General features: G+C 45.7%; 14 protein-coding genes and 1 pseudogene. 10 read left to right on the top strand and 5 right to left on the bottom strand.

The features are described from left to right. Positions 1-69: 69 nt before the first annotated feature. Together M654_RS16085 and M654_RS16080 are read left to right on the top strand one after the other, a co-directional pair. A complete protein-coding gene (locus tag M654_RS16085) occupies positions 70-786 on the top strand; it encodes a tRNA (adenine(22)-N(1))-methyltransferase (protein ID WP_026587897.1) in 717 nt (238 codons plus the stop codon). After that, entirely contained in the window at positions 779-1,900 is a 1,122-nt protein-coding gene (locus M654_RS16080) for a Nif3-like dinuclear metal center hexameric protein (protein ID WP_026587896.1), read from the top strand. The genes M654_RS16085 and M654_RS16080 overlap by 8 nt, the downstream gene beginning before the upstream one ends. Positions 1,901-2,091: 191 nt before the next feature. Here the strand turns inward: M654_RS16080 and M654_RS16075 are convergent, their stop codons facing one another. The 3 genes from M654_RS16075 to vrrA form a co-directional block, all read right to left on the bottom strand. Beyond that, positions 2,092-3,669 carry a Na+/H+ antiporter gene (locus tag M654_RS16075; RefSeq protein WP_026587895.1) on the bottom strand — a complete coding sequence of 526 codons (1,578 nt, stop codon included), beginning with the start codon at positions 3,667-3,669 and terminating at the stop codon, positions 2,092-2,094. A gap of 225 nt (positions 3,670-3,894) precedes the next feature. Further along, positions 3,895-4,839 (bottom strand): 4-hydroxy-3-methylbut-2-enyl diphosphate reductase, encoded by a 945-nt coding sequence (locus M654_RS16070; RefSeq protein WP_026587894.1) that lies wholly within the window; start codon positions 4,837-4,839, stop codon positions 3,895-3,897. A gap of 117 nt (positions 4,840-4,956) precedes the next feature. After that, entirely contained in the window at positions 4,957-5,589 is a 633-nt protein-coding gene (vrrA, locus tag M654_RS16065; protein ID WP_026587893.1) for a VrrA/YqfQ family protein, read from the bottom strand. 253 nt (positions 5,590-5,842) lie between these two features. On the opposite strand from vrrA, the gene M654_RS16060 reads away from it, so the two are divergent. Together M654_RS16060 and M654_RS16055 are read left to right on the top strand one after the other, a co-directional pair. Continuing rightward, positions 5,843-7,162, top strand: a complete 1,320-nt coding sequence (locus M654_RS16060; RefSeq protein WP_026587892.1) for a DEAD/DEAH box helicase — start codon at positions 5,843-5,845, stop codon at positions 7,160-7,162. A gap of 11 nt (positions 7,163-7,173) precedes the next feature. Beyond that, entirely contained in the window at positions 7,174-8,067 is an 894-nt protein-coding gene (locus M654_RS16055; protein WP_026587891.1) for a deoxyribonuclease IV, read from the top strand. Between the two features lie 25 nt (positions 8,068-8,092). On the opposite strand, the gene M654_RS16050 is transcribed toward M654_RS16055, so the two are convergent. Next, positions 8,093-8,347: a DUF2624 domain-containing protein gene (locus M654_RS16050; protein ID WP_026587890.1), complete on the bottom strand. Its 255-nt coding sequence runs from the start codon at positions 8,345-8,347 to the stop codon at positions 8,093-8,095. Between the two features lie 122 nt (positions 8,348-8,469). Here M654_RS16050 and M654_RS16045 point away from each other — a divergent pair, with 122 nt between their 5' ends. The 5 genes and pseudogenes from M654_RS16045 (at position 8,470) to M654_RS16030 (ending at position 11,537) form a co-directional block, all read left to right on the top strand. Beyond that, the gene (locus tag M654_RS16045) at positions 8,470-9,351 is read left to right on the top strand and encodes a YitT family protein (protein WP_026587889.1); all 882 of its coding nucleotides are present in this window, start codon (positions 8,470-8,472) and stop codon (positions 9,349-9,351) included. Between the two features lie 167 nt (positions 9,352-9,518). Continuing rightward, positions 9,519-9,944, top strand: a pseudogene (locus M654_RS24420) (metal ABC transporter ATP-binding protein); the annotation flags it as partial. A gap of 6 nt (positions 9,945-9,950) precedes the next feature. Further along, positions 9,951-10,271: an AAA family ATPase gene (locus M654_RS24415; protein ID WP_409444678.1), complete on the top strand. Its 321-nt coding sequence runs from the start codon at positions 9,951-9,953 to the stop codon at positions 10,269-10,271. Then, a complete protein-coding gene (locus M654_RS16035; protein WP_026587887.1) occupies positions 10,271-11,131 on the top strand; it encodes a metal ABC transporter permease in 861 nt (286 codons plus the stop codon). The genes M654_RS24415 and M654_RS16035 overlap by 1 nt, the downstream gene beginning before the upstream one ends. Beyond that, positions 11,109-11,537 carry a zinc uptake transcriptional repressor Zur gene (locus tag M654_RS16030; RefSeq protein WP_026587886.1) on the top strand — a complete coding sequence of 143 codons (429 nt, stop codon included), beginning with the start codon at positions 11,109-11,111 and terminating at the stop codon, positions 11,535-11,537. Before M654_RS16035 ends, M654_RS16030 begins: the two co-directional genes overlap by 23 nt. Positions 11,538-11,559: 22 nt before the next feature. Here the strand turns inward: M654_RS16030 and M654_RS16025 are convergent, their stop codons facing one another. After that, positions 11,560-12,177, bottom strand: a complete 618-nt coding sequence (locus M654_RS16025) for a nucleotidase (protein WP_051290389.1) — start codon at positions 12,175-12,177, stop codon at positions 11,560-11,562. Between the two features lie 138 nt (positions 12,178-12,315). Between M654_RS16025 and M654_RS16020 the strand changes: the two genes are divergently transcribed. After that, positions 12,316-12,690, top strand: a complete 375-nt coding sequence (locus M654_RS16020) for an MFS transporter (protein ID WP_026587885.1) — start codon at positions 12,316-12,318, stop codon at positions 12,688-12,690. The last annotated feature ends 18 nt before the right edge of the window (positions 12,691-12,708 follow it).

The following is a 12,708-nucleotide window of genomic DNA, read 5'->3' as shown; positions in this document are numbered from 1 at the left end:
TGGAAAAAAAGCGATTTTTTAATATGATGGTAAGGGATAAAATGAATATAGAAAAGTAGTGATGGTGTAGTGAATGAAGTAAAGTTGTCCAAAAGACTTGAAACGGTCGCAAAATACATACCTAAAAACGCGGTGCTTGCCGATATCGGATCAGACCATGCGTATTTGCCGTGCTATGCGCTTTTAAACGGTTTGGCCAAGCGGGCGATCGCAGGCGAAATTACAGACGGCCCGTTCAATTCCGCGAAAAATCAAGTGGAGCGCTTGGAGCTGTCCGACTTGATATCGGTTCGAAAAGGCGACGGACTAGAGGTCGTCAAGCCCGGTGAAGCGGATACGGTGACGATTGCCGGAATGGGCGGGGCATTGATCACAAGCATTCTCGAACATGGAAAGGGGAAGCTCAGCGGGGTGAAGCGGCTTGTTCTGCAGCCGAATATTCACGCTTATCATATCAGGGAATGGCTCTATCAAGAGAATTATGAGCTAATCGGCGAGGAGATTCTTGAAGAAGACGGCAAGTTTTACGAGGTGCTCGCCGCCGGCCCGGGAGACAAAGCGCGTCCGTACCAGGGAGTTGATTTTGAAATCGGTCTGTTGACAGGCCCGTTTTTGTCCAAAGAAAAAAACGCCGTTTTTATAAAGAAATGGTCAAAGGAGCTCAGCCATTTGGAAGGTATTAGCCGCGGGTTGGAGAAAGCGGCTCCGACTGCGGAAAATAAACTGAAGCATGAAGACGTGCTAAAGCGCATAAAGCAGCTCAAGGAGGTTCTCGAACGTGGTTAAAACGATCAACGGAAATGAAATCATTCAATTGTTTGAACAATTTTCGCCAAAGTCTTTTGCCGTTGAAGGAGACAAAATCGGTCTGCAAATCGGTACGCTTAACAAAAAAATCAAACACGTCATGGTTACGCTTGATGTGCTTGAAGAAACGGTGGACGAAGCGATTGAAAAGAACGTCGACTTGATCATCGCCCATCATCCCCCGGTTTTCAGGCCGCTGAAACATGTCATAACAGACCAGCCGGGCGGAAGGCTGATCGAAAAATGCATCAAGCATGATGTTGCGGTCTATGCGGCACATACAAATCTCGATGTCGCGGACGGCGGCGTCAATGATATGCTCGCGGAAGCATTGGGGTTAACGAAAACAAAGGTGCTCATTCCAACCTATGAAGAGCCCTTTAAAAAGCTCGCTGTCTACGTTCCGAAGGATTACGAGGATCAGGTCCGGGCGGCGCTTGGAGATGCGGGAGCGGGCCATATCGGCGCATACAGCCACTGTGCGTTTTCCTCTGAAGGCATCGGCAGCTTTCGTCCGCTAGATGAAGCCGACCCATTTATCGGCGAGACCGGCAAGCTTGAGCGGGTTCACGAAGTCAGGATTGAGACCGTCTACCCTGCCAGTCTTGAAAAAGCGGTGATCAAAGCGATGAAGAAGGCTCATCCATATGAAGAAGTCGCCTTTGACATCTATCCGGTCGAGCAGGCGCCGCTGCAAAAAGGGCTCGGGCGGATCGGCGAGCTGGAGGAAGACATGACGCTTGAACAATTTGCCCGCCATGTGAAGGAAAAACTTCAGGCGAATGGCGCACGGATGGTTGGGAAGCCTGATGCAAAAGTGAAGAAAGTCGCCGTACTCGGGGGAGACGGAAATAAATATATCCACCAGGCAAAAAGAATGGGGGCTGATGTCTACGTTACAGGTGATCTTTATTTCCATACGGCGCATGATGCGATGATGATCGGTCTGAATGTCGTTGATCCAGGCCACTACGCCGAGCAAATCATGAAAGAGGGCGTCACAAAAAAGCTGTCGGTCATGTGTGAAAAGAAAAAATACGATGTCACCATTTTTCCGTCAGAAACAAATACAAATCCGTTTACTTTTATATAAAAAAGGCTGTGGATTTCTCCAGGCTAGTTGCAGATTGAGGGGAAAACGGAACCAGTTTTCTTCACAGCCCTGTGCCAGAAGTTTTTAGAAACATGAATCAAGATATGAAATAACAAAAAAGCTTGTAGAAAAAACATGGGTTTCTCTACAAGCCAAAAGCAGACTGCGGGCAGTCTGCTTTTCTGTGTTTGTTAATGGTCATTTTCCAAACGAACGATTTCATCAATGATTCGCGCTTGCTCTTGTTCAGCGACTTCGTTTGAGATGATACCTTCCTTTGATAAGTTCTCGATCGCTTGATGTTGGGCGTATAACGAATGTTTTTTCAAGATGGTTTGCTGTTTGTTTTTGAGTTCCGGATATGTGTCGAATAATTTGTTGGTTTGTTGATGCAGCTGGCTGATCTCTTCTTTGTACTGATCTGTCAGTTCGCTGGAGACAGCTTCGTGTATAAGCAAATTGCGTTTGACTTGCTGGACTTCTTGAATGGCGGTTTCTAAGCGATGTCCTTTTGCAAGCAATTCCTCATATTCCTGATTGCCTTCTTCTTTTTGATTCACGCCTAACCGTTCAAGAAGCGGTTTGATCGTGAGCCCTTGAACAACAAGGGAGAACAAAACGACACTGAAGGCGAAAATGAGAATGTCTTCACGCCCTGGGAAGTCTCTCGGCAGGCTCAGCACGAGTGCAATGGACAGAGAACCCTTCAGCCCGCCCCAATTGATGGTATGTTTCCATGTAACCGGGAATTTCTTGATAAAGGCCAGACTGATATAGACGGCGGCACTTCGGGCGATGAGCACTATCACAATCGCCATCATGGCCAACCCCCATTTGTCAGTCAGGTCAATTCTCGTGATCTCGAGCCCAACCATTAAAAAGACAAGGGAGTTCGCGAGCAAGGCGGCGACATCCCAAAAGTTACTGATATTCAGCTTTGTCGTCGGGCTCATGCCAATTCTGGCGCCATAATTGCCGAAAATAAGCGCTGCGACCACGACGGCGATTACCCCGGAGGCTCCCGCCATTTCAGCTAAAAGAAATGAACTGTAAAACAGAATAATACTGAAAATAATTTCTAAAGGGTAATCATCAAAATACTTGGTGAGCTGGGAAAAGACATATCCTAGAACGCCACCGATGATAAGTCCGAGAGAAATCACTTTGATGAACTCCCACAAGCCTAAACCGGCGCCTTGGATGCCGAGATCCAAATAAGTCATCAAGTAAAAAGCGGAAATGTTGAACAGCACAACCGCCAGCCCGTCATTGAACAGACTTTCTCCTTCAACAACGATCGCAAGCTTTTTTGGCGCGCCGACGCTTTTGAAAATCGACAATACACTGACAGGATCTGTGGCACTCATCAGTGCGGCAAAGACAAATGCTGCCGGAATGGCCAAATGCATCAGCCACATGGAAGAAAAGCCGACGATCAGAAACGAGATGAGCGTACCGCCGAAAGCAAGTGCCAGAACGGGCCGTTTGTTTTCTCTCAAATGGGAAAAAGGAAGCTTCAGCGCCGCTTCCCCTAATAAAGCCGGCAAAAACAGCGTGATGATGACGAAGTTAAAGACTTCTCCTTCAGTAATAAAATCTTTCAATGGTTCAAAGAGCGGAATATGTACAAGTCCTATGATCGTCCCGACAATCACAAGCGCGATCGGATAAGGCTGCCTGCACTTCTTGGCGATCGCGGTGATTCCTGCTGCAATCATGACCAACAAAAAACCTAGTTCAAATATATGATGCAAGTCTAAGTGTTCCATCGAGACCTCCTTTTGTTAATGCGAACTAAAGAATTACCCTCATGTTGTCATTTGTAATCATATCATATGTAAGACAGCCCTTTGTCAGTCTGCAGAAAACAAAAAACGCCATATGATGCTGAGGTAAAAAGTTCAAAGCAGAAAAATACGCTGGCATCAAAACCATTTAAAACAACAAAAAGCTTGCAGAAAAACATCGGTTTCTCTACAAGCTGACCTGAAGCTTCAGTTTTTTGCTTTAACTTTAGGCAATATTTTTTGCAGCGGCACATCGTGGCTGACGGACCATGTGGACGGATCTTCATGGTCAAACTGTTCTAAAAAGCGGATCACTTCTTTTGTGATCGGCGTCGGTGTTGATGCGCCGGCGGTCACTGCCACCGTTTCGACACCTTCAAGCCATTCCAGCTTCAATTCGCTTAAATCGCCGATCCGGTATGCTTTTGTACCGGCGATTTCCTCAGACACTTGCGCGAGGCGGTTGGAATTATTGCTTTTCGGGTCGCCGACGACAATCGTCAGGTCGGCTTTTTTCGCCTGTTCAGAAACCGCTTCCTGCCGAACTTGGGTGGCCAGACAGATTTCCTGGTGAAACTCGACATGAGGATATTTTTCTTTTACCTTTTCCATAATATCGTGGACATCCCATTGGGACATTGTTGTTTGATTTGTAACGATCAGTTTGTCTGAATCCACATCCAGCCGCTCTACATCTTCTTCGGTTTCGACCAAATGGACGATGTCAGGGGCGACGCCCACAGCGCCTTCTGGTTCAGGATGCCCTTTTTTGCCGATATAGATGACATGGTAGCCTTCAGCTTTCATTTTCAGGATTAGATCATGCGTTTTCGTCACATCGGGGCATGTTGCATCAATGGCGACCAGCCCTTTCTCTTCAGCCGCTTTGCGGACTTCCGGAGATACGCCGTGTGCGGTAAAAATAACGGTTCCTTTGTCAACCTTATTTAAAATTTCGAGTCGGTTTGGACCGTCAAGCGTATAGATGCCCTCTTTTTCAAATGCATCTGTGACATGCTTGTTATGAACGATCATTCCTAAAATATATATCGGTCTTGGCAGACTTTTATCAAGAGCCGCGTTTTTTGCGATCACCATGGCATCGACGACACCGTAGCAGTAGCCGCGCGGCGATATTTTAATAACGTTCATTCTTTAGTCCTCCTATAACGTTAAGACCGAGCATATAAAAAGCCGTAAAAACGGCTTATTTTCTTGCAGTCTCTTTGCCCTCATTATATCTGATCCAGGAGGAGATATCAAAGAATGTTATATATACAGTTTTGGTTTAGAGTCTCCGCTTTTTCTTTCCTTTTTAGGGGCGGAACGTCCTGATTGCGGAAGGCTGTCTTTGGATTTCGCTTTTTCCGGTTTGGAAGCCTCTTTTTTGACACTTGTTTCTGTCTCTTTTTCCGGTTCTTCTTTTTCCTCTTCTGCGTTCTCCTCAGCGCTGTCTTCCGAATTCAGCTGTCTGAACATTTTCACCATTCCCGGCAGATTGCGGACAAGCGGCCCGTATTGCTGTATCATCGGGGTCACTTGCTGAGCGACGCCCAGCGCCTTTTGCACATTGCCGAGCATGTTTGAAATAGAAGACGGGTTGGCAAGCCCCTGAATTCCGCCGAGTCCGCTTCCTGCACCTCCGCCTCCGAATCCGGCGCCTGTTCCTCCTCCTGCTGCTGATCCGCCCGGCAGCAATTTGGACAGGAATCCCTGAATTCCGCCTCCGCGGGCGGCGGGCTGCTGCTGAACGGGGCCGAGAGGGTTAAAAAACTGCTGAAACCCCTGTTGTCCGGGAGGCTGCTGGTACATCCTCATTCCCGTATTTCGCTGCATTAAGGTTCTGGATGGCCGCTGCGGCCCAAATCCCGGCCGATTTCTCATCGGCTGTTGTTGATACATACTTGTACCTCCTTTCCAAATCCTTCTCTTGATAGGGTATGCAGCCTCTGTCTAAAGTGCTTTTGTCTCTGGCGCCCGAGCTGCGTTGGCAAAGATGGTTTTTTTTCGCGGTATCAGTTATAATTTAATGATGGACATGATACCAGCCTTTTTTGGCGCTGCGGCATAAAAAAGCATACATAAGCGCACAATTCAGCCATATAGGATAATGCTTGGAGCGTCTTTTGACGCCTTCCAAGAAGGAGTTGGGAAAATGAAACAAACGAAATTTGACATGTACGATTTAAAGCCGTTTATCATAGAGGCCGTACACCAGCTAGGTTTTTATGAGCCGACAGATATTCAAAAACGATTGATCCCTTCAGCTCTCAAAGGGGAGAGCGCCATCGGGCAGTCGCAGACAGGGACGGGAAAAACCCATGCCTATCTGTTGCCGATTTTGAGCAGAATCGATCCTGAAAAAGATATCGTTCAGGCCGTGATTACGGCTCCGACAAGAGAGCTGGCAAATCAAATTCATCAGGAAGTGCTGAAAATCACAAAATTTTGCCGTCCGGATGAAGCGATTCGTTCAAAATGTTTTATCGGCGGTACTGATAAGCAGAAAACGATCGATAAACTGAAAACACAGCCTCATCTTGCAGTCGGGACGCCGGGAAGGATCGCCGATCTGATCAGAGAACAGGCGCTTGACGTGCACAAAGCGGAAACGCTCGTCATTGATGAAGCTGATTTAATGCTCGATATGGGCTTTTTAGAGGATGTTGATTTTATCGGTTCCCACATGCCGGAAAATCTGCAAATGCTCGTATTTTCCGCGACGATTCCCGAAAAGTTAAAACCGTTCTTAAAAAAATATATGGCCAATCCAAAATATGCGCATGTTGAACCGAGGCATATTACAGCCGAAAAAATCGAGCACATTTTGATCCCTTCACGGCACAGGGATAAACATGAACTGTTGCTGGAGGTCATGACACACTTAAACCCATATTTGGCGATCGTCTTTGCCAACACAAAAACAACCGCTGACGATATCGCCGCGTTCCTTTCTGACAAAGGGATGAAAGTGGGGCTTCTTCACGGCGGGCTTACCCCGAGAGAACGCAAAAAAGTCATGAAGCAAATCGGCGACCTTGAGTTCACCTACATCATTGCGACTGACTTGGCGGCAAGGGGCATTGACATTAAAGGCGTCAGCCATGTCATCAACTATGAGCTGCCGGAAGACCTTGACTTTTACGTTCACCGCGTCGGCCGTACAGCGCGCGCCGGGTCATCGGGAACAGCGATGACATTTTATGATACATCTGATGAAGACGCGCTGACAAGGCTTGAGCAAATGGGGATCGTCTTTGAAAACAAGCGGCTTGAAAAAGGCGAATGGAAAAAGATCGATGACCGAAAGCGCCGGCAAAATCGCAAAAAAAAGCCGGATGAAACGGATGAAACCGCCAAGCGGCTTGTGAAAAAGCCGAGAAAGGTCAAGCCCGGCTATAAGAAAAAAATGAAAACAGAAATCAATAAGATCAAAAGACAGGAAAAAAGAAAACAATTCAGAAAAGGAAAGTAGGGGAAACCATTTTGTTAAAAATCGGTTCACACGTTTCAATGAGCGGAAAACATATGCTGCTGGCGGCCAGTCAGGAGGCAAGTTCATACGGCGCCAATACGTTTATGATCTATACGGGAGCGCCCCAAAACACCCGCAGAAAAAAAATCGAGGATTTGAATATTGAAGCCGGACGAGCCCACATGGAAGAGCACGGGATTAGCGATATTGTCGTCCATGCGCCATATATCATCAATATTGCCAATACGACAAACCCGGCGACATTTGAGCTTGGCGTCGACTTTCTCCGGTCTGAAATTGAAAGGACGGCAGCCATCGGGGCGAAACAAATCGTCCTTCACCCAGGCGCTCATGTCGGTGCCGGAGCTGACACAGGCATTAAAAAAATCATTGAAGGGCTAAATGAAGTAATCGATCCTGAACAGGACGTGCAAATCGCTCTGGAAACCATGGCCGGCAAAGGTTCGGAATGCGGCCGGACATTTGAAGAGCTTGCACAGATCATCGACGGCGTCACCCACAATGAACATTTGTCGGTCTGCTTTGATACGTGCCATACACACGATGCAGGCTATGATGTCGTTTCAGATTTTGACGGGGTGTTGAACGAATTCGATAAAATCATCGGGATCGACCGTTTAAAAGTGCTTCATATCAACGACAGCAAAAATGTCAGAGGAGCGAGAAAAGACCGTCATGAAAACATCGGGTTCGGGGAAATCGGCTTTGATGCGCTTCAATACGTCGTTCACCACGATCAGCTTGAAAGCATCCCGAAGATCCTTGAAACACCTTATGTAGGAGAGGATAAGAAAAATAAAAAGCCTCCATACAAATTCGAAATCGAAATGCTTAAAAATAAAGCGTTTGATGAAGAGCTTTTGGAAAAAATTAAAGCGCAATGATGAAAGGGGCCTTATAGAGCCCCTTTTATGATACATATTGTGCGAACAGCTGATTTAAAAGCTGGACGGCTTCCTTTGAAGTAACAGCCTCAACTTGCCGCAGCAGTTTTTTTCGCTCTTCTTCATTGAAAATATTAATGTTTTTCCCGTTGACGAGCTTTTCGACCTCGAGAGCCTGTTTTCGTGTCACATCAATTCCGTATTGTTTAGCATACTTCAGCACATCATCGGCCGTCACCTGGTTTAAGCGCTGAAGGACCATTTTCTGAAATAAAATCACGTCCATTCCTCCCCTCTGAACTAATGTATGGCGGAGTACGGAAAATGTGTCTTTTTTTTATTTCATTCTGTTAAATGATATGATGATAAGAAAGGACAGTTCAGCTCAAAAGGAGAGACAGCATGGCAACGAAAAAACAGCATAAAAAAGAATCAGCGGTCCGGATGCTATTTCGGATCATCATGATTCTGATCGGTGCTGCCTGTGCAGCCGCAAGCATTGAATTATTTTTAGTTCCAAACAACATTATCGATGGGGGCATCATTGGGATTTCTCTAATTTTAGACTACCTTTTTAAAGATACACCTTACATCAACTTCGCCCTTCTTGTTGTGGTCCTGAACATTCCATTCATGGTTTCCGGCTACAAGCATATTGGGAAAACGTTTGTTATTTCTACACTGATCGGTATATTCAGCTTGTCCATTATTGAAACACTGTTGCATCATGTAGAAGGGGTTACGACTCAGCCTATATTGGCTGCTGTTTTCGGCGGACTTTTGCTCGGATTCGGCGTAGGGCTTGTGATTCGTAACGGCGGTTCTATGGATGGAACGGAGATTCTGGGGATTTTGCTCACAAAAAAACTGCCGTTTTCAGTCGGCGAATTTGTGATGTTCGTCAATGTTTTTATTTTTACGTGGGCCGGCTTTGTGTTTGGGCCTGAACAGGCGATGTTTTCCGTGATGACGTACTATATCGCGATGAAAACGATCGACGCCGTGATTCAAGGGCTTGATGAGACAAAAGCCGTTATTATCGTATCAGACCAATACGAAGAAATTTCTGACGCGCTTTTGCACCGTCTTGGACGGGGGACAACAAAGCTGAAAGGAAAAGGCGGCTATTCTGATGAAGATACAGAAGTGATTTACGCTGTCGTCACAAGGCTTGAGGTGACGAAGCTTAAATCGATCGTATTCGATATTGACAAACAGGCGTTTATTACGATCATGGACACGCATGAAACGCGGGGCGGACGGTTTAAAAACGCGATTCATTAGGCTTTTATTTACTTTTTTTATGATTCTATGTATAATTTAAGAATGAACTGTTCAATCGGTTGAAAATGGCTTGCTGGCATCCGGCTGCCATTTTCTTTTTGTGTGTTAAATCGTAATGATTCTGGAGAATTTGAAGGTGAAAGAAAGTGAAACAACCCATTATCGAAATGAAAGATGTTTCATATTCCTATGAACATCGAAATGTGATAGAAGATATCAATTTAACGGTTAATGAAGGCGCTTTTCTCGGGTTGGTCGGTCCGAATGGTTCGGGAAAAACAACCTTGTTAAAATGTATACTCGGATTAATAAAGCCGCAACAAGGTGAGTTGAAATTATTCGGCGTCCCGATCAAAAAATTTAAAGACTGGAATAAGATCGGTTTCGTTTCCCAAAAGGCAAACAGCTTTAATACCGGGTTTCCCGCTTCGGTATATGAAGTGGTGGCCAGCGGTCTGACCGCCAAGCTCGGCCTGTTTAAACGAATGTCAAAAGCCGATAAACAGAAAGTGGCTGAGGCGATTGAAGCCGTCGGGATTACACAATTGAAAGACAGAAATATCGGCGAGCTTTCCGGTGGACAGCAGCAAAGGACATTTATCGCAAGAGCGCTAGTCAGCGAACCGAAACTGCTCATTCTTGACGAACCGACGGTTGGCGTCGATCAAAAAACGGTTGAAGGCTTTTATCAGCTGCTGGAAAGTTTAAACCGGGAAAAAGGGATCACATTGATTCTTGTCACACATGATGTCGGGACGGTTTCCGATAAAGTCACACATGTTGCCTGTATGAATAAGCATCTTCATTTTCACGGCAATGCGGAAGAGTTTGAGTCGATGACAGATCAGGACCTCTCGCAATTTTACGGTCATGATGTCCAAGCCATCAGCCATAACCATCATCATGGAGGACACGAATAATGCTGACACCTTTTTTTCAATATGATTTCTTGCAAAACGCGTTTATTTCAGGAATATTGATCGGTTTGATCGCACCGTTGCTCGGCGTCTTTATTGTTGTCAGGCGCCTGTCACTCATCGCAGATGCGCTCAGCCACGTTTCATTAGCCGGAATTGCTGCAAGCCTTTATTTGGGAAAGCAGTTTACGATGCTGGCCGGTGTCAGCCCGATCTATTTCGGGATGATGTTTTCTGTGGGCGGTTCTTTGATTATCGAGAGGCTCAGAACGGTTTATAAGCATTATCAGGAGCTGGCGATTCCGATTATTATGTCGGGGGGCATCGGTGTTTCCGTTATTTTTATTTCGCTTGCACAAGGATTTAATACAGATCTGTTCAGCTATCTGTTCGGAAGCGTCAGCGCGGTCTCGCGCGAAGACCTGCTGGTGATCGTCGGCATCTCGGCCGCCGTTCTCATCGTGATTTTTTCTCTTTTTAAAGAGCTGTTTTTGCTTTCGTTTGATGAAGAGCATGCCAAAGCATCAGGCATTTCCGCGAAATGGATTCATTTTATTTTTATTTTGATCGTGGCACTTGTCATTGCCGCCTCGATGAGAATCGTCGGTACATTGCTTGTTTCCGCGCTGATGACGCTCCCTGTCGCCGCAAGCATGCGCATAGCGAAAGGGTTTAAGCAGGCGATTTTCTTTTCCGTACTGTTTGGGGAGCTGTCCGTCATTATCGGGCTTGTGCTCGCTTACCATCTGGATCTTGCACCGGGCGGAACGATCGTGCTGCTGTCTATTTTCATACTGATATTATGCATCAGCTTTAATAAAATCAAAAGGAGGATTCGCCGTGAACGTACAGGAAGCGCTTGATCTGTTAAAGGAGAAAGGGTATAAATACACAAGCAAGCGGGAGGATATGCTTCAGCTTTTTAGTGATTCTGATAAATATTTAACGGCGAAGAATGTACTGAACGCTTTGAATGATGATTACCCTGGTTTAAGCTTTGATACGATTTACAGAAATCTGTCCCTGTTTGAGGAGCTTGGCATATTGGAAACGACAGAGCTTTCAGGTGAAAAGCTGTTCCGTTTCAAATGCTCTTCCGTTCATCACCACCATCACTTCATTTGCATGGTTTGCGGCAAGACGAAAGAAATTAAACTGTGTCCGATGGAGAAGCTCACCGATGATCTTGACGGTTATCAGATCAGCGGTCATAAGTTTGAAATTTACGGCACATGCCCGAACTGTGAAGAAAGCGGCATTGAGGTGTAGACATCGTTCGGCAATTGCCGGTTTATACTTGCAAAAAAAGCATGTAAGTCTGACTTACATGCTTTTTTTTGTATTCGAGATATTTTTTGTTTTTTCTGAGCCAGTCTGCGGCTTCAAGCCAACTGTTGACTCTGATAATATTTGAATCGGACGGCAGCTGATTGTAAGGTGTGTTAAACAGAAGGACAGGGATATCAGCTTCTTTGGCGATCATTGTGGCGTTTCCATGATGATCTTCAAAAAAAACATCAATGCCGTGTTTTAACACAGCTTCAAGTTTGTCGTGTCCGCCGACAAGTTCGATGTGATCGTAATGAATATTGTGTTGGCGGAACCAGTTAAAGGTAATGTCCTTGAGGTGGTTCCTTCTCGCTGTAATATATATCAGCCTGTGCTGCTGTTTCAGCTCGTCAAGCGTCTGTTTGGCGTATTGTGCAAGCAATGCTTCCTGATATATGCGGGGCTCATTTTCATTCATCCATTTCCAAAAATCCTCATCAGAAATGTTCAAAAGCTTTGTCAAGTCATAGTCTTTGATATCGTCCAATGTGATGGAAAGGCTGAATGACTCGTTTAAGTAGGGAACAAAAGTATCCTGAGCTGTGATCGTTCCATCAATATCGATTCCTAAATGTAACATGTCCACACTCCTTCTCATCCATTCCTTCAGTTTATCATAAACTTTTAACATTTACAGTAAAGTTTAGCAAACATGAATTCGTCCAAGAATGCTTACACTATAAATGCTCCTTTATGGATTAAAGAGGGGGGATAACGAATGGACCGAGATCAAAAAACCCGTAACCGTGCTGGTTATGATGCAGACCTAGTCGATGCGACTTTAGGTGATAATGATGAATATTTAGAAGAAACGGCCGCAGAAGTTGCCCCGCAGCCGTATCGTGCGGAAAACGGCCGCGATCGAGAAGCTGTTAACGGTGATGCCGATGCAGCAGGCGGACGTGTAACCGGATATATCGCATTAGCGCTTTCCATTATTTCATTGTTTATGCTTCCCGTATTATTGGGAATCGCAGGGATCATTGTCGGTTATATAGCCAGAAGACAAGGAGCAGCTGGCTTAGGAGCCTGGGCAATGGGTATCGGTGCAGTTTCTTTAGTACTTGGCATATTTATAGCGCCATTTTTCTAAAGCAAAAGCTTGACGGAT

It is taken from the genome of Bacillus sp. NSP9.1, assembly GCF_000465465.2.
GTDB classification, from domain to species: domain Bacteria; phylum Bacillota; class Bacilli; order Bacillales; family Bacillaceae; genus Bacillus; species Bacillus sonorensis_A.
Note: the sequence above shows the minus strand (reverse complement) of the source record. Positions and strands in the feature narration are given on the sequence as shown.

Bases quoted from the DNA above. Each gene is read 5' to 3' on its own strand.
- M654_RS16075 (WP_026587895.1), bottom strand. From the start codon at position 3,669: ATGGAACACTTAGACTTGCATCATATATTTGAACTAGGTTTTTTGTTG.
- M654_RS16070 (WP_026587894.1), bottom strand. From the start codon at position 4,839: ATGAACGTTATTAAAATATCGCCGCGCGGCTACTGCTACGGTGTCGTC.
- vrrA (WP_026587893.1), bottom strand. From the start codon at position 5,589: ATGTATCAACAACAGCCGATGAGAAATCGGCCGGGATTTGGGCCGCAG.
- M654_RS16060 (WP_026587892.1), top strand. From the start codon at position 5,843: ATGAAACAAACGAAATTTGACATGTACGATTTAAAGCCGTTTATCATA.
- M654_RS16045 (WP_026587889.1), top strand. From the start codon at position 8,470: ATGGCAACGAAAAAACAGCATAAAAAAGAATCAGCGGTCCGGATGCTA.
- M654_RS16035 (WP_026587887.1), top strand. From the start codon at position 10,271: ATGCTGACACCTTTTTTTCAATATGATTTCTTGCAAAACGCGTTTATT.
- M654_RS16025 (WP_051290389.1), bottom strand. From the start codon at position 12,177: ATGTTACATTTAGGAATCGATATTGATGGAACGATCACAGCTCAGGAT.
- M654_RS16020 (WP_026587885.1), top strand. From the start codon at position 12,316: ATGGACCGAGATCAAAAAACCCGTAACCGTGCTGGTTATGATGCAGAC.